Genomic DNA, 16,165 nt, shown 5'->3' with positions numbered 1-16,165 from the left:
GACCACCACCCCCGCGCTCGTCGCCGACCAGACCGACAACCGGACCTGCACCGTCCAGACCACCGCCGGTGACACCACCAGCACCCACACCACCGGCAGCAAGGACTCCGCCACCAGCACCGGCACCGGCACAGGTGGCCCCGGGCAGCTCACGCCCGACCAGGCCGCGAAGCTGCTCGAGCAGACTCGGGAACTGGTGACCTCGCTGACCCTCGCCGGCGCGGATGCCCGCGCGGCAGCGTTGGGCTCGGGCATCCGAGCGCTCGGGATCACCCCGTCAGTGGCCTCGGGCTGGCAGCAGCAGGCCCACGACCTCGCCGACACCACGCTGGCCGCGATGGGCGACGACCCGGCCGCCGGAGCGCTCGCGGTCGCGCTGGCCAAAGCCGGCTACTCCCCCACCCCCGCCGACCTGCGCACCAACACCAGCAAAGCCCCCGACACCAGCCACGCCTCCGACACCAGCCACGCCTCCGACGCCGGTAAGGCGTCCGACACCAGCGCGAGCACGGCCACCGGCACCGCATCGGGACAAGACGCGGCCGCGGATGGTGGGAGCGGGCCGGCGATCGCGCCCAGCGCTGCGGCTGGGTCGGTCCTGCTCGCCGGCGGCGCGCTCGCTGCGGCGATCCGCGCGCTGCCCGCCGACGGTGTCGAGGCCTGCGGCCTCGACTCCACCACCGGCACCAGCACCAACACTGGCTCGTCGGCTGGTGGCGCCGCCGGCACCGGCGACTGGTCGGCCCAGGCAGACGCCCTGCTCGCCCAGCTGACCGGCGACTCCGATCCCGCTGCCCGCCAGCTCGCCCAGATCATCGAGCAGGCCCGCGCCAGCGGGACCGGGACCGGGGCCGGGACCGGCAACACCGTCAACGACCAGGTCACCGAACGCGGCAACAACGGCTCCACCACGAGCGACAGCACCGGCACCAGCGACAGCGGCGCGACCAGCACCGACACCACCAGCACCGACACCGGCAGCAGCGGGACAGGGAGCACCGGACAAGGGAGCACCGGGAGCACCACCGGTGGCGACACCGCCCAGGGCGGCGCCGGAGCCACGGGTTCGGGGGCTACGACCAGCGCTGACGACGCTCCGGCCGATCAGACGTCGACCGGCGGGGCGGGGGCGGCCGGGCAGGCGTGGGAGGCGAAGGCGCAGAAGCTGGCCGACCAGCTGTCCTCCGCCGGTGACGACCCGGTCGCGCGCAACCTCTCCGAGCAGCTCGCCGCCCAGGGCATCACCGGCCGCCCCCAGCAGGCCGGCACCACGAACCCGACCGACACCACCTCAACCGGCACCAACTCCGGGGACAGCTCCTCGACCTCGGACAGTGCCGATCAGGGCGGCGGCGACAACGATCAGGCCAGCGACGGGGCCAGCGACAAGGACACTGACAGCGGCCAGGAGGACGCTGACGACCAGCAGGGCTCCGAGGACCAGGACGACCAGGAGCCCCAGAACGGCGGCGCCCAGGACCAGGGCTCGGCGGACCAGGCCGCGAAGGATGACCAGTCTGCCGGCGGCCAAGGCGGCGGGGACAAGCAGTCCGGCCCGGACGCCGGGACCAGCACGAACACCGTCTGGGATCGCTTGGCTTCCTGCGAATCGGGCAACAATTGGAAGGCCGCGGGCGGGTCGTACAGCGGCGGATTGCAGTTTGATGCCGCCACGTGGCGGGCTTTTGGCGGTGACCAGTACGCGCCGAGCGCGGACCAGGCCACCCGTGAGCAGCAGATCGCGGTGGCGGAGAAGGTCAAGGCCGACCGCGGCGGCTACTCGGCCTGGCCGGCCTGTTCACGCAAGCTCGGGCTGTCGTGACCGCCGTCGGACATGCTGGCCTGCCGCCGGCGGGGAGCTCTGGTGGGCGGCCCGCGACGGTGGCCGAGTTCGTCGCCGACCTCGAGCACGCAGCCCGCGCCGGAGCCGGCCCGACCCGCATCGACCCCGTCGATCTCACCGAGGCCGCGGCCGCCGCGGCCCGCTGCGCGGCCACGGGCCGCGGTGACGTGGGGGCGGTCGCAGCGCGAATGGGGGGCGCCGCGGCCGCCATGACCACCCTGGACCTGCCACCCGCCGCGACCGAGCCGGTGAGCTGGGCCGGGTTCGGCGCGCTGATCCCGGTCCTGTCCGGCTCCCCCGGCGCGGGGGCGTCGGTGGTCGCCGCAGCAATCGCGGACACGCTGCAGCTGGCCGGGCGGTGCGTGCTGCTCATCGACGCCGCCGACCCGGCCCGCTCCGGGCTGGCCGCGGCCGCCGAGGCCGAGGGCCCGTGGACCTCAACACTGACCCCGGATCTGGCGCTGCGGTACTCCTGGCGCGGGCAGGCCCTGCTCGCCCGGCTCGAGTCGAGGCTGCCGGTGATCACGCCGGGGATGGTGCCCCCGCCCCCGCAGTGGCTGCCCGAGGTCGACCCGCTGCACGTCACTGTGGTCGACGTCGGCCACGACGGCTGGCGGGCTGCGGCCAGCCCGCTGGCCGGGGCGGGTGGCTGGCTGCGGTTCGGGACCCCCGCGCAGCGCCCGCTGTTGGTGGTCCGCCCGACCCGCCCGTCGCTGCGCCACGCCGAGCAGGTCCTCGCCCGCCTCGAGCCCTGGGTGGCCGCGGGTGCGGCGACCTTCCCGTACCAGCTGGTCGTGGTCGGGGCCAAGCGCTGGCCCGCCGGGGTGGTCGGCGCGGCCGGGCGGCGGCTGGAACCGATGACCGAGACCGCGGTCTTCCTGCCCCACGACGATGACGTCCTCGTCGCCGGGGTCACCCCCGAGCTGCTGCCCGACCGGCTCCTCGACGCGCTCGCCCCGCTGCTGACCCGCTGGAACCTGCTCCCCCCGCCCGCCTCCCGTTCTCGAAAGGGACCCCGATGAGCCTCACGTTGGCCCTGGCCGACCACACCCTGCACGCACTGCGCGTGCTGCCGGCGCAGATCCCGAACCCGGGCGCCACGGCCCCGCCCGGCGCGGACAAGATCACCCAGGTCATCGGGTACGTGAAGTGGGGTGCCGGGGCGGCGATCGTGCTCGGCTTCTTCGCCGGCGTGGCCATGTTCGCCGGTGGGCGGATCGCCGACCACCACCGCTTCGGCCGGATGGGCGCGATCACCATCTTCGCCTCGGTCGGGTCGGCGTTCCTCTACGCCATCGGCTACGTGCTGCTGTCCACCATCGCCGGCAACGCCTGACCCGGGATGGCGACGATGACCCCCAACGGCGTCCCCTTCCCCCGCGACGAGCAGCCCAGCCCCGGTCCGGGCACGCCGCAGCCGCCGCTGCTGACCCCGGCCAGCTACCTCACCCACCCCGCCCCCGCGCGTCGCCGCCGGGGCGGGTTGCTGATGGCCAGCATCGGCGCGCTGGTCATGCTGCTGCTCATCGGGCTCGTCGCCGTGATCCTCGGGCTGGGCAAAGACCCCGGCCCGTCCGCACCGCCCACCGACCCGATCACCGGGGAACCCGGCTGGGACCTGGCCGCGGAGACCGCGCTGGCCACCCGCCCGATGCCACAGCTGCCCGAGGAAGCGGCCAAGCCGCACGCCTTGAGCACCCGCACACCGCTCGGCTTCATCACCCTCCCGCCGCCGGGAGGCAACAACGGGATCATGCCTGTCCAGTTCCCCCCGACTCCCGAGGGTGCATTGGCCCAGCTCGCTGCGCTGACCAGGGTTGGTTCACAGGGAGCGGACCCGCAGGCCTACGAGCTGGCCTACAACTCGATCGCCGCCCCGGGCGCCCCGCAGGTCGACTCCACCGGCATTCACCGCACCCTGGCCGATGCGCGCAGGGCGGCCCGCCTTCCACAGCAAGGCTCTGTCAACAGCCTCTCCCTGACCTTCACCCCGCTGGCCGGGCTGATCAAGGGCACGACCGACGGCGGCCGTTACGCGGTCGTCTGCGTGCTCGGTCAGGTCGACGCCAACGCCAACGGCGTTCCCTTCAGCGGTGGCGGCGGGGACTGCCAGGCGATGCGGTGGAACGGGCGGACCTGGCAGATCGCCCCCGGGGCGGCGGCCGCCGCCGGGCCCGTCGCATGGCCGGGATCCGACGAGGCTTTCGACGCCGGCTACCTACCCCTCCGGACACCGTGATGCCCACCAGCATCATTCCCAACTTCCCGGGCTTAGGGGACGCCTTCGAGTCGGCGTTCAACACGATCCTCGACTCGATCATGAAGGCGATCTGGTCGGCGTCGGTGTGGCTGCTGCGCACCGCGTTGGAGCTGGTCGACGGGCTGCTGGCGTTCAACACCAACTTGGCCGGGGCCGACGGGAAGCCTGCAGCCGGGTCGCCGTTCTCGGCGGTGTGGCCGACGCTGTTGTGGATTGCCGGGGCGGTCGCGCTCGGGCTGTTCTTCTGGCAGCTCGCGGTCACCGTGCTGCGCGGTGGGGTCGGGTTCTGGCGCGTCGCGTCTGGCCCGGTCGCGTTCGGGGTGGCGTGCGCGCTGAGCCTGGGCGTGGTCACGGTGCTGCTCGGCGGTGCTGACGGGCTGACCCAGCTGCTGCTGCAGAAGGGCCTGGCCTCAGACAACTTCGTCGGCATCCTCGACGGCGCCAAGCTCGGGCAGGTCTTCACCGACACCCCACCGGACCTGGGTGATCAGGTCGACGGCAGCGCGCGGTCGGTCGTGCTGGGCATCGTGAGCGTGTTCGGGGTCATCCCGGCCGCGATCGGCTACCTGCTGGAGATGGTCTTCCGGCAGGCCGTGATCCTCGTGCTCGTCGCGACGCTGCCGATCACCGCGGCCGGGTTGATGACCAACACGACCTCGAGCTGGTTCTGGCGCGCGCTGCGCTGGACGATCGCCGCGATCGTGCTCAAGCCCGCGCTGGCACTCGTGCTGGTCATCGGGGTGAACATGCTCGGCCAGCCCTCGGGGATCGGTGGGCTGCTCGCCGGCGCCGGGGTGCTGCTGGTGTCGCTGTTCTGCCCGCTGGCGGTGTTCCGGCTGCTCGCCTTCGTCGAGCCCGGCACCGCCGCCGGCGCCACGTTCCGCTCCAACCTGTCCGCCGCCTCCGGCTCCGGATCGTCGGGTTCGGCGGGCGCGGCGGCCGGCGAGTCGAGCGCGGAGGAGTCGAACACCTCGCGCTTCGACGCCGCCAGCTCCGGCTCGTCCGGCTCGAGCGGCGGCTCGTCGAGCGGCGGCTCCGGCGGCTCGGGGGGTGGGTTGTCGCAGCTGGGCGGGATGGTCGGTGGCGCGGCCGCGGCCGCCGCGAGCTTCGGCAACGCCCAGATGGACGGCGGCGGGATCGGCTGGGGCTACGGCGGCCCGGCCGGAGCCGGGAACAGCAACAGCAGCAACCAGAACCAGGACCGCTCCCAGCGCGACCCCAACTCGACGAACTCCTCCTCGAGCTCCTCGTCGGGCTCGTCGGGGGCTGATGGGTCCGCCCCGGTCGACGGCGGGCTGCCGGTGTCCCCGGACGCCCCCACGCAGGCGATCGCGCCCCCGACCCTGGGCGGAGCACCGGCCGGCGTGAGCGGCGGCCCCGGCGGTGGATCGGGTGGTGGCCCTGGTGGCGGTTCGGGTGGTCCTGGTGGGGGCGGCGCGGCCGCGGCGGCTGACGTGCCGCCGGTCGCATGAGCACCCGCGCCAGCAGCGACACCTCGGTGCGGTCGCTGCGGGTCTACCGCGAGCTCAACAACCGTGAACGCGCCGGCTGGGTCCTCGGGCTGACCCCGGCCCAGGCCGTGGCCTGCCTGGCCCTGGTCGCCCCGGTCCTGCTGAGCCTGTCGGCGGGGCGGTGGGCCGAGGCGTTCGGCTGGCTGCTCGTCGATGGCCTTCTCGCCGCGCTGATCGTCGTCCCGGTCCGCGGCCGGTCGGCGTTCCGCTGGCTTGCCGACCTGATCTTCTTCCAGACAGGAGTCCTGATGCGCTGGTCGCTGTGGCAGTCCAAGGCCGCCACCGGGCTGCCGGGTCCCCGCGACGAACCCGACCTGCCCGGTGTCCTGGCCCGGGTCGCGTTCCCCGACGGTCCACCGTTTCGTGACCAGGGCCGGTTGTGCCTGATCCACGACACCGGCGGCGGCCGCTGGGGCGCCACCGCGCGGCTGACCCACTCCGGAGTCGGGATGCTGTCCGACGCCGAGTGCGAGCGGCTCGCGGCGAGGCTGGGGAACCTGCTCATCGCGATCGGGCACCGCGAGGTCATCGACCGGATGTCGCTGCTGGTGCGCACCGTGCCCGACGACGGCACCGAGTACGACGTGTGGCGCACCGCCCACGAACACCCGGGCGCCCCGGACCTGGCCCGGCTCGCGACCGACGAGCTCGACGCCACCATCGGCTCGGTGTCGGTGCGCACGGAGCTGTTCGTCACCGTGTCCGGTACCGAGTCCGCGCTGCGCCGGCCCGCGGCCGCCGCGGGCGGGGGCACGGCGGGGCGGGCGGCGGTGCTCTACCGGGTCCTCGACGGCCTCGACGACGCCCTGAAGTCATTGGGCATCCGCACCGTCACCTGGTTGACCAGCGCCGCGATGGCGGAGGCCATCCGCACCGGCTTCAACCCCGCGGCCGCGGCGGTGCTGACCAACCAGCAGCTCACCCACGGCGCAGCCGCTGGTGTCGAGGACTCCGGCCTGCCGCTGGCGGCCGCCGGGCCGACGTTCGCGCCGACCCCGGCCGCCCGCGCGTATCACCACGACGGGTTCTCCTCGGTGTCCTACGCGGTGATGATGCCCGAGGCCGGCACCATCTTCGGCTCCCTCGGCCCGCTGCTCGCGGTCCGGACCGCCGGGGAGCGCCGCACCCTGGCCATCCACTACGAGGTCCTCTCGGCGCGGGCGGCGAACCGGGCGGTGCAGGCCAACCGGTTCCGCAACAACGTCATGACCGACTGGAAGGCCAACAAGGGCTTCAACACCACCGCCGCCGAGGCCCGCAAAGCCGGCGGCGCGCGCAACCAGGAGTCCGCCGTCGCCGCCGGGCACTCGATGGTCCGGTTCACCGTCGCCGCCTCGATCACCGTCCCGGCCGGATGGAACCTCGAGGACCACGCCGCGAAGCTGGAGAACGACGCGAGCGGCCGGTTCCGGCTGCTGCGCCTGGAACTCGCCCAGGACTCCGCGTTCGTCGCCGCCGCGCTGCCGGTCGGGATCGGGCTGCCCCGGCTGCGGGGAGCGCTGGACTGATGCGCCTGCCCCGCTCCCCCCGCCCTGCCCGCTCCGCCCGCTCCGCCCGCGCTGCGGGTGGCCCGCCGTCCGGGCCGCGTGACGCCCACGACCTGATGTCGCTGTTCACCCCCGGCGCCCCGATGAGCATCGGCGGCTCCGCCGACGACGAGCCTGCCGACCGGGGCGGGGAGCGGATCAACCGGGCGCTCGCCCCGCGCCGCGGCCGCGCCGAGACCGGCAACGGGTGGGCGCCGGTCGAGGCCGCCGCCCGGGTGCCGGTCTACCAGGCCACCACCGGCGAGATCGGCGGCCTGTTCCCGCTGCTCGCCGCGAACGGCGTCCCCGCGATCGGCGCCCGCATGGGCTACGACGTCCTCTCCGGCGGCGCGTTCTACTGCCACCCCATCGAATGGCTGCTCCGCGGCCTGTCCACCAACCCGAACATGGTCATCTTCGGCGAACCCGGCCGCGGCAAGAGCAGCACGGTGGTGGCGTTCTGCCTGCGGATGATGCTGTTCGGGATCAAGACGCTGATCTCCGGTGACGTCAAGGGCGAGTACACCCCGCTGCTGCGCGCGCTCGGGATCACCCCGATCGCGCTCGGCCGGGGCAGCGCCGCCCGGCTCAACGCCCTCGACCTCGGCCCGCTCGCGGCCCGCTGGTCGGGATGGTCGGTGGCGCGGCAGCGCGAGGAGCTGACCGGGATCCTGGCTCGCTGGACCAAGCTGCTCGCCGCGCTGGCCGAAACCCAGGGCTATCAGCCCACCGTCACCGACGAGCTCGTGCTCTCGGTGGTGCTGCGCCGCCTGGTCGGCGCCGAGGCCGGCAGCACCCGGCTGCGCCCGATCACCATCCCCGATGTCGCCCGCGCCCTCGCCCACCCCGACGAGGACCTGTGGCAGGTGGCCCGGTTCGCCGACCAGCGCGCCTTCCTCGACCACACCCGCCTGATCACCGACGCCCTGTCCAACCTCGTCCACGGCCCGCTGGCCGGGCTGTTCGACGAGCCGACCAACTTCGCCCTGGACTGGGACGCCCCGATCCAGTCGATGGACCTGTCGCTGCTGCGCTCGCGGGGGGACCAGGCCATCGCCGTCGCGCTGACCTGCCTCGGATCCTGGTCATCGATGATCACCGACCTGCAAGACGACGGCGAGATCCGCATCGTCGTGCGCGACGAGGTCTGGCGGCAGATGCGGCTCGGGCTGCGCGCGGTGCACGCCGTCGACTCCGACCTGCGGCTCTCGCGCGCGGAACGCAAGATCCAGCTGCTGGTCATGCACAAGCCCTCGGACCTGCTCTCGGTCGGCGCCGCCGGCTCGCAGGAGGTCGCGATCGCCAAAGACCTGCTCGCGCTGTGCTCGACCCGGATCCTGCTCGGCCAGTCCACCCGGGTCGCCGACGAGCTGGCCACCGAGCTCGCGCTGTCCGAGCGCGAGCAGGACGTCACCAACGGCTGGGCCATGGAACGCCGCGGCCGCGCCCTGTGGAAGATCGAGAACCACCCCGGGTGGAAGGTCCAGACCGTCCTCTCGGCCACCGAGCAGCGGATCTTCGACACCAACGCCCAGCTCCGCGCCCACACCCCCACAGCCCCCGCGGCGGCATCCCAGCAGCCGGGTCCCGACCCGGTGGGCGCGGCGGCGTTGCTGGGGCGGGTCAACGGCCACCACCTCGGGGCGCCCCGGTGACCAGCCCGCACCTCCGTGTCCTGGTGGGTCGGCGCCGCTGGGTGGTCGCGGCCGCGGCCGCGCTCATCCTGCTCACTACCGGCGCCGGGACCGCACACGCCGCCGACACCCCGCCGCTCGCGAGGGTCGCTCCGGGCGCTGCGGTGTCGTGCGGGTGGCGCGCGGCGGCCGCCGACCTCGCCGCGGCCACCGCCTCCGCGACCGACCCGCGCGCGAAAGCCATCCACGACGCCCTCGTGAAGGCCGGGCTCAGCGCCGGCACCCCCACCACCTGCAGCACCGGGTCCGGCAGCACCTGGTCCAGCACCGCAGCGGGGAAGGACTCGGGAGCGCAGGACGAGACAGCGACCGGGGCCGGGGCGGTGAAGGGCATCGACGACGGCGCCCCTGGCGGCGGCCGGACGTTGACCGTCGGCGCGGGTGGCGCCTACCGCGACATCAGCTCCGCGGTCGCCGCAGCCCAGCCTGGTGACACCGTGCAGGTCGCCGCGGGCACCTACCCCGGGTTCGCCGTGTCCCGCGACGGCGCGCCGGGCAAGTGGCTCACCATCGCCGCCGCACCCGGCGCGAGCGTGGTGATCACCGGCGGCGGTGAGGGCAACGGGCTGGTGTCCCTCGACGGCCGCTCCTGGGTCCGGCTGGTCGGGCTGACCATCCGCGGCTCGTCCAGCCACGGCATCTACGGCGACAAGATCGACCACATCGTCGTGCGCCGCTGCGAGGTCGCCGACTCCCAGGACGGCGGCATCGTGCTCTCCGACGGCCAGGACGTGCTCGTGCAGGGGGCCAACGTGCACGGCAACAACGCCCGCGGCACCTCGGCCAGCAATGAGGCCATCTCCATCGTCGGCACGAAGACCTTCGAGATCGTCGGCTCGGCCGTGCACGACAACGGCGAGGAAGGCATCGACGCCAAGTACGAAGCCGCCGACGGCCTGATCCACGACAACCAGGTGTGGGGCAACCGCGGCCCGAACATCTACCTCGACTCCGCCCACGACCTCACCGTCACCGGTAACCAGGTGTGGGGGGCCACCGAGGCCAGCAAGTCCGGCATCGGGCTGGCCGTGGAGAACTACTCCACCACCCGCCGGCTCGCGAACGTCACGGTCAGCGACAACGTGGTGCGCGACAACGTCGGCGCCGGGATTGACTTCTGGGTCGAGTCGAGCGGACAGCTCTCCGACGTCACGGTCACCGGCAACAAGCTCGGCGGCAACCGCCGCGGCGCGATCACCTACAACACCGACTCCCTGGCCGGGATCACCGTGCGCGCCAACACCTTCGGCGACGGCAACACCCCACCCGCCGCGCACCCCGGCGTGACCCTGCTCGGCAACGTCACCGGCGCGATCCCCGCCGTCACCAGCGCTCTCCTGGGCAGCGGCTCCGGCTCGGACTCCGGCGCGAGCGGTTCGCAGCCGCTTCTCGGGACGGACCAGTGACCACCGCCGCGCGCCCAGCCGCCTCGACCGCGTCCACCCAGCGGAGCAGGGGGGTCAGACCGGTCATCGCGCACGTCCTGGCCGCAGCAGTTGCTATGGCGCTGGTCGTGCCTTCGATGGCTGCCTCCGTGCCGCCAGCTCCCGCACCACAGGCTCCGGTCGCCGCGCTTCCCGCCGCCGGGGCGCCGGCCGCCGCGCTGCCCGCCGCCGGGGCGCCGGGGGCCGAGTCTCGGGTGCTGGTCCTTGCGCCTGCTCGGCCCCTGCGAGACGACGTGGCCGGACCGGCGCAGGCTCGGCCGGCCGCGCCGAGCTCTACCCGCGCGGCCAGCACCGGCGCCAGTGGCGCGTTCTATCAGGCGGAGCAGGCGATCTCGGTCGGGCAGATGCTGTCGTCGCAGAGCTCGTGCACCGCCACGGTCGTCTCCTCGAGGACCGGCAGTGTCGCGGTCACCGCGGCGCACTGTGTGTACTGGCCCGCGTCCGGGCCGATGGCCGGTGCGTTCCCGGGCCGCGGCTGGGTGGCGCTGGATGAGTTCATCCCCGGCCGTACCGGGGACGCGACGCCGTTCGGGCGCTGGCAGATCGAGCGGGCCTGGGTCGACTCCCGGTGGCGCGACACCGGCGACATCGCCTACGACGTCGCGTTCCTGCGAATCCGTCCCCTGAACGGGCGCAGCGTCCAGGACGTCGTCGGTTCGGAGGGCATCGCGTTCACCGCGCCCACGGCCGGTACCGCGATCACCGCGCTCGGGTATCCGGTCGAGGCGCCGTTCGACGGGCGCAGCCTGCGGCGCTGCTTCACCAGCGCCGTCGTCGTCGACCGCAGCAGCGCGAACGCGCTGGCGATGCCGTGCGCGATGACCCCGGGTTCCTCGGGCGGGCCGTGGCTCGCCGGCTTCAACCCGGGCACCGGCGCCGGGACCGTCGTCGCGGTCACCAGCTTCCACAACGACGACACCGGGCTGCTCGCCGCCCGCCCCCTCGGCGACGTCGGCTACGCGCTCTACCAGGCCGCCGACCAGGCACAGGCGGGCGCCGCGTGAACTCCGGCACCGCCCACCAGGGCAAGGGCCGGGTCCGGGTCCGGGGCCGTCGGCCGGTGGGCAGGTAGGCCGGCGGTGGGGTCCTCACGCACGACGGTGGTCGTCGCCGCGGGCGCGGTGTGGTTTCTGCTCTGCACCGCCGTGCTGGGCGGGTTCGCCGCGATCGCCACCCTCGGCGGCGCGCTGGCCGGGGGCTGCGGCGGCGACGGCGGCACCGGCGGAGGCAGCCAGCAGATCGGGCCGCGGTCCTGGTCGGCCGAGCAGACCGGCAACGCCCAGACCATCGTCGAGATCGCCGTCGCCCGCGCCCTGCCGCGGCGGGCGGCGGCGATCGCCGTGGCGACCGCGATCGTGGAGTCCCAGCTCAACAACGTCACCTACGGCGACGCCGACTCCCTCGGGCTGTTCCAGCAGCGCCCCTCCCAGGGCTGGGGCAGCCCGGCCACCATCCTGAACCCGGCCCTGTCCACCGCCACCTTCTACGACCGGCTGGTGCAGGTCCCCGGCTGGCCCACCCTGCCGGCCGGGGTGGCCGAGCAGGCCGTGCAGCGTTCGGCGTTCCCCGAGCGCTACGCCCCCGCCGAACCCCCCGCGGCCGCGCTGGTCGAGCGGTTCTGGAAGGGCCCGGACAATCCGCCCCCGCCCACCGACACCGCGCCCGCGCCCGGCGGCGACGCGGCCGCGCAGGCCGCGGCGTTCGCCACGCTCGGCTGCGCCGACCAGGGCGGGTCGAGCATCCCGCTCTCTCCCGAGGATCTGGACCGCCACCACATGCCGCCCGGGTTCACCCTGCCCGCCGACCCGCAGCAGCGTGCCGCGGTCTCCTACGTCATCTCCAAGATCGGCGCCCCGTACGTGTGGGGGGCCAAGGGCCCCGACGCGTTCGACTGCTCCGGGCTGATGCTCGCCGCCTGGGCCTCCGCCGGCGTCCCGATCCCCGCCGGGACCGTCAGCCAGAAAAACGCCGGCACGCCCGTGGGATCGCTGTCCCAGCTCGCCCCCGGGGATCTGCTGCTCACCCCCGGCTCGCTCGGCTCGCCGTCCAACCCGCGCCACGTCGGCATGTATGTCGGGCACGGCGTCGTCGTCGACGCCTACGACAGCTCCACCGGCGTCATCGTCTCCCCGCTGTCGAAATGGACCCCGCAGATCGTGACCATCCGCCACATCGCCGGCCCGCCCGGCGAACCCGCCCCGCCACCGTCGGCGCTGGCCGCAGGAGCCCCCCGATGACCCGCAGCAGCAGTTCCAGCTTCCTGGGCCGCTCCGCGGTCTCCGACCAGGACCTCGCGCTCGCCGCACTCGGGTTCGGGCTGGCCATGGCCGCCTTCGCCGCCGGCGGCCTCCTGGTCGCCGCACTCACCGTCGCCGCCTCTTTGGCCGGGGGCGGGCTGTTCTGGGCCATGCCCGGGCAGGTCGTGCGGCTGGGGTTCGCGATCCTGACCCACCCTGCCGACCCCGGGGCGGCCGCCGGAGCGCCGTGGTCGGCGAGCCTCGCCGGTCACCCGGGCCTGTACTGGGTCACCGCGGCGGTGCTCGAGCTGGTGTTCTTCACCGCCGCCGGACTCGCGGGGGTGTGGGCGTGGCGGCGGTGGGGGCCCGGCCCGGCCGGGCACGCCACCCGCGCCGAGATTGCCCGCGAGCTGTCCCTGTCTGCTGCGCGGCGCACCGCCGCGTGGACCCGCCCCAGCCTCTCCTCCGCCGAACGGCGCCACGCCCCGCTCGAGGAGGTGGCGGCGCCGCTGCACCGTGATCGCCGCGGCCGCCGGCTGTGCACCCCGTTGGAGAACCCCACCGGCACTCTGGCCCCGACCCAGTCCGGGAAGTCCCGCCGCGACCTCGTGCACAAAGCCCTTGCCGCCCCCGGGGCGCTGCTGTGCTCGACGACCAAACCCGACCTGCTCGAGTTCGCCGCGCTCGCCCGGACCCGCCGCCCCCTGGCCGGGCCCGTGCTGGTGTTCGACGCCACCGGCGCCACCAGCTGGCCGGCGCGGCTGCGCTGGTCCCCGATCCAAGGCTGCCACGACCTGCCCACCGCCTACCGGCGCGCGCACACCATGGTCGAAGCCTCCGCGGTCGCCGTCGAAGCCGGCGGCGGCGCCGGAGCCGGGAACGACCGGGTCTTCCGGGAACGCGCCACGTTCGTGCTCGCCGCCTACCTGCTCGCCGCCGCGCTCTACCACCGCGGGATCGACTCGCTGATCCGGTGGGCCACCACCAAACCCGCCGACCTCGAGCCCGTCTCCATGCTCGAACGCCACTACCCGCAGATCGCGGCGAACCTGGCCGCGGAGATCGGGATGGTCGCCCGCACCGCCGACGCCGTCTGGATGTCGGTGCGGCGGGTCATCGAGCCCTTTCTCGACCCCACCCTGCGCGACCTGTGCTCCCCCCCGCCCGGGGACGGGTTCAACCCCCGCTCGTTCATCGGCCGCCAGGGCTCGGTGTTCCTCATCGCCGGTGAACACCAGGCCGCCCAAGCCACCCCGCTGCTCACCGCGTTCGCCGAGCACTGGCTCACCACCGCCCAGGAGATGGCCCTCGACTACCCGACCCGCCGCCTCGACCCGCCGGCCACCGCGGTGCTCGACGAGCTGCCCAACGCCACCCCGCTCCCCCAGCTCCCCGACATCGTCTCCGACTCCGCCGGCCGCGGCGTGATCATCCACTGGGCCGCGCAGTCACTGGCTCAGCTCGAAGACACCTTCACCCCCGCCCGGGCCCGGCAGCTGCTCGACAACACCACCACCCTCAGCGTCTGGGGTGGGCTCAAGGACTCCCACGCGCTGGAATGGCTGTCCACCCTCGCCGGGCACCACGACCAGGTACGGGCACAGCACCACAGCGAGGGCTGGTGGAGCGGCGGCAGCCGCAGCTCATACGGCATCGAAACCGTCCCCACCCTGCGCCCCGGCGACCTGCGCACCCTCCAACGGGGCCGGGTCCTCGTCCTGCACCGGGCACTGCGCCCGTTCCTCGCCCGCAGCGTCGACGTCACCCAACGCGCGGACTGGGACCAGCTACGGGCCGACGTCGACGGCGTCCGGACTGGCCGCCTGGCAGTCGATGGCCGCGGCTTCACCCCAAGCAGTCAGGCGGTCCAGCGGTAACGCCGGTCGGTTCGGCGCCGAAGCGTTACGTGTGCGCCGCTCCCTGCTCGCTATTGCCGCCCTGACCGCTGTCAGCCTCCTGGCTGCCTGCTCCAATAGCGCGACGAAGTCACCGCCAGTGGGCTTCGGCGTACCCGCAACAACGGCTGTTGCGTCGACAGACACCAACGCTGACGCGAAGACACAAACCCCGGCGGACATCGAGACTTATGGCCCGCGAGTTGAGCTGCCCGGGGGCATGCTGCTCAAGCAGCTTGGCAAGGTCGCGGAGACGAAGGCCACAGACAACCCCGGCCCGTGGGCCGCGCGGATCGTTCTCGACTCGATCACTCTCGATCCGAAGTGCGACCAGTACCTTCCCGCGCCGACCCGCGGGCACCGGCTACTCCTAGCCGTCCGTGTGGAGACCTCGGACACCTGGGGCTCGGGACTGGGAGTCCCGCAGTCGAGTTCGTGGTCCACGGTCGGTGAAGACGGAGTAACGGAGGGCCCAACTCAGATCGGTTACGACTGCCACTCGGGGAAGGCACTGCCCTACGAGATGAGGCCGGCTGCGAAGTACCGCGGCGAGGTCACGCTCGACACCGCGAACACGAAGGGGCAGCTGATCCTGAGCAATCTCTTCGCGTGGGACTATCCGATTCGCGCGTGATGCAACTCAGCCACGGGGGGCGCGCACCGGCGCAGCCGCTATTCCTCGGGTAATCACTCCTTGGCGGCTACCACGACACACGACACCCACGTTGACCCGGGGCACAGCCCCGCTCTTGACGCTATCGTTGAAGGACGCGGTCCGGGCCGGCAGCGAATGCCTCGCCTCGACGTCCGTTCGCGTGGAATACGAAGACTCTTCAGGCCGGCAGGTTCTCGCGATTGGCGTTTTCGGCATTGCTGTCAGTAGGTCTCGGCTCCCGGCCCAGCATTCACCGAATGTGACGGCGAAGGCGTTGATCACAGGGGCTCCTAGCGCATCGCCCATCGGGTGCGACCCAGCTCAGCGCCGGCTTGGCCTTACCCCTGCGTGGACTCACAGGGTCCGATGTCGTCATTTACAGAGCCCATCCCGTCGGACCTCCGCCCGGCGCGTCGGGCAGGAAACACCGATCTTGAAACAGCCCCAAGGCGGACCAGCGTCTGGAACACCCCTCTAGTAGCGTTGCCACTACCCGCGTTAGCAGAGTTCGCGGACGGTGCGGTAACGACTTCCGTGAAAGATGATCGGCGGACTACTAGGTCGAGCGCGGAGTGAGTGAATCCGGAGAAGTACGATCAGGTGGTCACCCGCCGGCACTTCTTGCTCGAGCGAGCAGTTCAGAAAAGACACTGACCCGTCGATTGCTAGGGCGCCTCCATAGGAATCACTGGTCGTAAGCCCGTCGAACCGCCGCTCAGTTGGGCCGGCGAGGCGTGTGGCGATCTTTTCCTGTCGTGCGCCGAGCACGCTGAGTCCGAGTCGTGGGCTAGTTCGCAGATGAGGCCACGTGGTTGACGAGTGTTGGACACAGAACGACACAAGAGGTGGGCGCAGCGACACCGGGACGAAGGAACTGACGACCATTCCACGTGGACGCTTGTCGGCAAGTGCGCAGATTCCGACTACCCCGGTGGGGTGGCACCCATAAGCTGCGCGGAGGCTGGTGTCATTCAACTCGAAAGCACCAGGACTGTTTGGGTCGATCAGGGACTCTAGTGCTGTGGGACTGCGGTTAGACGCCACGGCAGGCCTCCGCGAAGTCCCGGGCGGGGGTGTCGTCGCCCAGTCCGAGGATCGC

General features: G+C 73.1%; 13 protein-coding genes. 12 read left to right on the top strand and 1 reads right to left on the bottom strand.

Annotated elements, in window-relative coordinates:
* Nucleotides 1-337 precede the first annotated feature (337 nt).
* The 12 genes from PSD17_RS03270 (at nucleotide 338) to PSD17_RS03215 (ending at nucleotide 15,045) form a co-directional block, all read left to right on the top strand.
* Complete coding sequence (locus tag PSD17_RS03270) at nucleotides 338-1,822, top strand: transglycosylase family protein (RefSeq protein ID WP_339121437.1); 1,485 nt, start codon at nucleotides 338-340, stop codon at nucleotides 1,820-1,822.
* The gene (locus PSD17_RS03265; protein ID WP_339121435.1) at nucleotides 1,819-2,865 is read left to right on the top strand and encodes a hypothetical protein; all 1,047 of its coding nucleotides are present in this window, start codon (nucleotides 1,819-1,821) and stop codon (nucleotides 2,863-2,865) included. The genes PSD17_RS03270 and PSD17_RS03265 overlap by 4 nt, the downstream gene beginning before the upstream one ends.
* Nucleotides 2,862-3,179 carry a hypothetical protein gene (locus tag PSD17_RS03260; RefSeq protein WP_103384677.1) on the top strand — a complete coding sequence of 106 codons (318 nt, stop codon included), beginning with the start codon at nucleotides 2,862-2,864 and terminating at the stop codon, nucleotides 3,177-3,179. Before PSD17_RS03265 ends, PSD17_RS03260 begins: the two co-directional genes overlap by 4 nt.
* 15 nt (nucleotides 3,180-3,194) lie before the next feature.
* Nucleotides 3,195-4,082 carry a hypothetical protein gene (locus PSD17_RS03255; RefSeq protein ID WP_013678721.1) on the top strand — a complete coding sequence of 296 codons (888 nt, stop codon included), beginning with the start codon at nucleotides 3,195-3,197 and terminating at the stop codon, nucleotides 4,080-4,082.
* Nucleotides 4,082-5,575, top strand: coding sequence for a hypothetical protein (locus PSD17_RS03250; RefSeq protein WP_013678720.1), 1,494 nt, complete (start codon nucleotides 4,082-4,084; stop codon nucleotides 5,573-5,575). The genes PSD17_RS03255 and PSD17_RS03250 overlap by 1 nt, the downstream gene beginning before the upstream one ends.
* Entirely contained in the window at nucleotides 5,572-7,122 is a 1,551-nt protein-coding gene (locus PSD17_RS03245; RefSeq protein ID WP_013678719.1) for an SCO6880 family protein, read from the top strand. The genes PSD17_RS03250 and PSD17_RS03245 overlap by 4 nt, the downstream gene beginning before the upstream one ends.
* Complete coding sequence (locus tag PSD17_RS03240) at nucleotides 7,122-8,795, top strand: ATP-binding protein (RefSeq protein WP_013678718.1); 1,674 nt, start codon at nucleotides 7,122-7,124, stop codon at nucleotides 8,793-8,795. Before PSD17_RS03245 ends, PSD17_RS03240 begins: the two co-directional genes overlap by 1 nt.
* The gene (locus PSD17_RS03235) at nucleotides 8,792-10,240 is read left to right on the top strand and encodes a right-handed parallel beta-helix repeat-containing protein (RefSeq protein WP_013678717.1); all 1,449 of its coding nucleotides are present in this window, start codon (nucleotides 8,792-8,794) and stop codon (nucleotides 10,238-10,240) included. The genes PSD17_RS03240 and PSD17_RS03235 overlap by 4 nt, the downstream gene beginning before the upstream one ends.
* 464 nt (nucleotides 10,241-10,704) lie before the next feature.
* Complete coding sequence (locus PSD17_RS03230) at nucleotides 10,705-11,283, top strand: trypsin-like serine peptidase (RefSeq protein ID WP_049803812.1); 579 nt, start codon at nucleotides 10,705-10,707, stop codon at nucleotides 11,281-11,283.
* 75 nt (nucleotides 11,284-11,358) lie between these two features.
* Nucleotides 11,359-12,516, top strand: a complete 1,158-nt coding sequence (locus PSD17_RS03225) for a C40 family peptidase (RefSeq protein ID WP_339121432.1) — start codon at nucleotides 11,359-11,361, stop codon at nucleotides 12,514-12,516.
* Nucleotides 12,513-14,393 carry a type IV secretory system conjugative DNA transfer family protein gene (locus PSD17_RS03220; protein WP_013678714.1) on the top strand — a complete coding sequence of 627 codons (1,881 nt, stop codon included), beginning with the start codon at nucleotides 12,513-12,515 and terminating at the stop codon, nucleotides 14,391-14,393. The genes PSD17_RS03225 and PSD17_RS03220 overlap by 4 nt, the downstream gene beginning before the upstream one ends.
* A gap of 238 nt (nucleotides 14,394-14,631) precedes the next feature.
* Nucleotides 14,632-15,045, top strand: a complete 414-nt coding sequence (locus PSD17_RS03215) for a hypothetical protein (RefSeq protein ID WP_013678713.1) — start codon at nucleotides 14,632-14,634, stop codon at nucleotides 15,043-15,045.
* Between the two features lie 519 nt (nucleotides 15,046-15,564).
* Here PSD17_RS03215 and PSD17_RS03210 read toward each other — a convergent pair.
* Nucleotides 15,565-15,951: a flavin reductase family protein gene (locus PSD17_RS03210; RefSeq protein ID WP_445260985.1), complete on the bottom strand. Its 387-nt coding sequence runs from the start codon at nucleotides 15,949-15,951 to the stop codon at nucleotides 15,565-15,567.
* Nucleotides 15,952-16,165: the final 214 nt, after the last annotated feature.

It is taken from the genome of Pseudonocardia sp. D17 (genome assembly GCF_036984265.1).
GTDB classification, from domain to species: domain Bacteria; phylum Actinomycetota; class Actinomycetes; order Mycobacteriales; family Pseudonocardiaceae; genus Pseudonocardia; species Pseudonocardia benzenivorans.
Note: the sequence above shows the minus strand (reverse complement) of the source record. Positions and strands in the feature narration are given on the sequence as shown.

Excerpts from the sequence above, each read along its gene's own strand:
- PSD17_RS03270 (WP_339121437.1), top strand. The coding sequence starts at position 338 with ATGGGCGACGACCCGGCCGCCGGAGCGCTCGCGGTCGCGCTGGCCAAA.
- PSD17_RS03260 (WP_103384677.1), top strand. The coding sequence starts at position 2,862 with ATGAGCCTCACGTTGGCCCTGGCCGACCACACCCTGCACGCACTGCGC.
- PSD17_RS03250 (WP_013678720.1), top strand. The coding sequence starts at position 4,082 with ATGCCCACCAGCATCATTCCCAACTTCCCGGGCTTAGGGGACGCCTTC.
- PSD17_RS03215 (WP_013678713.1), top strand. The coding sequence starts at position 14,632 with ATGCTGCTCAAGCAGCTTGGCAAGGTCGCGGAGACGAAGGCCACAGAC.
- PSD17_RS03255 (WP_013678721.1), top strand. The coding sequence starts at position 3,195 with ATGACCCCCAACGGCGTCCCCTTCCCCCGCGACGAGCAGCCCAGCCCC.
- PSD17_RS03240 (WP_013678718.1), top strand. The coding sequence starts at position 7,122 with ATGCGCCTGCCCCGCTCCCCCCGCCCTGCCCGCTCCGCCCGCTCCGCC.
- PSD17_RS03210 (WP_445260985.1), bottom strand. The coding sequence starts at position 15,951 with ATGGTCGTCAGTTCCTTCGTCCCGGTGTCGCTGCGCCCACCTCTTGTG.
- PSD17_RS03245 (WP_013678719.1), top strand. The coding sequence starts at position 5,572 with ATGAGCACCCGCGCCAGCAGCGACACCTCGGTGCGGTCGCTGCGGGTC.
- PSD17_RS03220 (WP_013678714.1), top strand. The coding sequence starts at position 12,513 with ATGACCCGCAGCAGCAGTTCCAGCTTCCTGGGCCGCTCCGCGGTCTCC.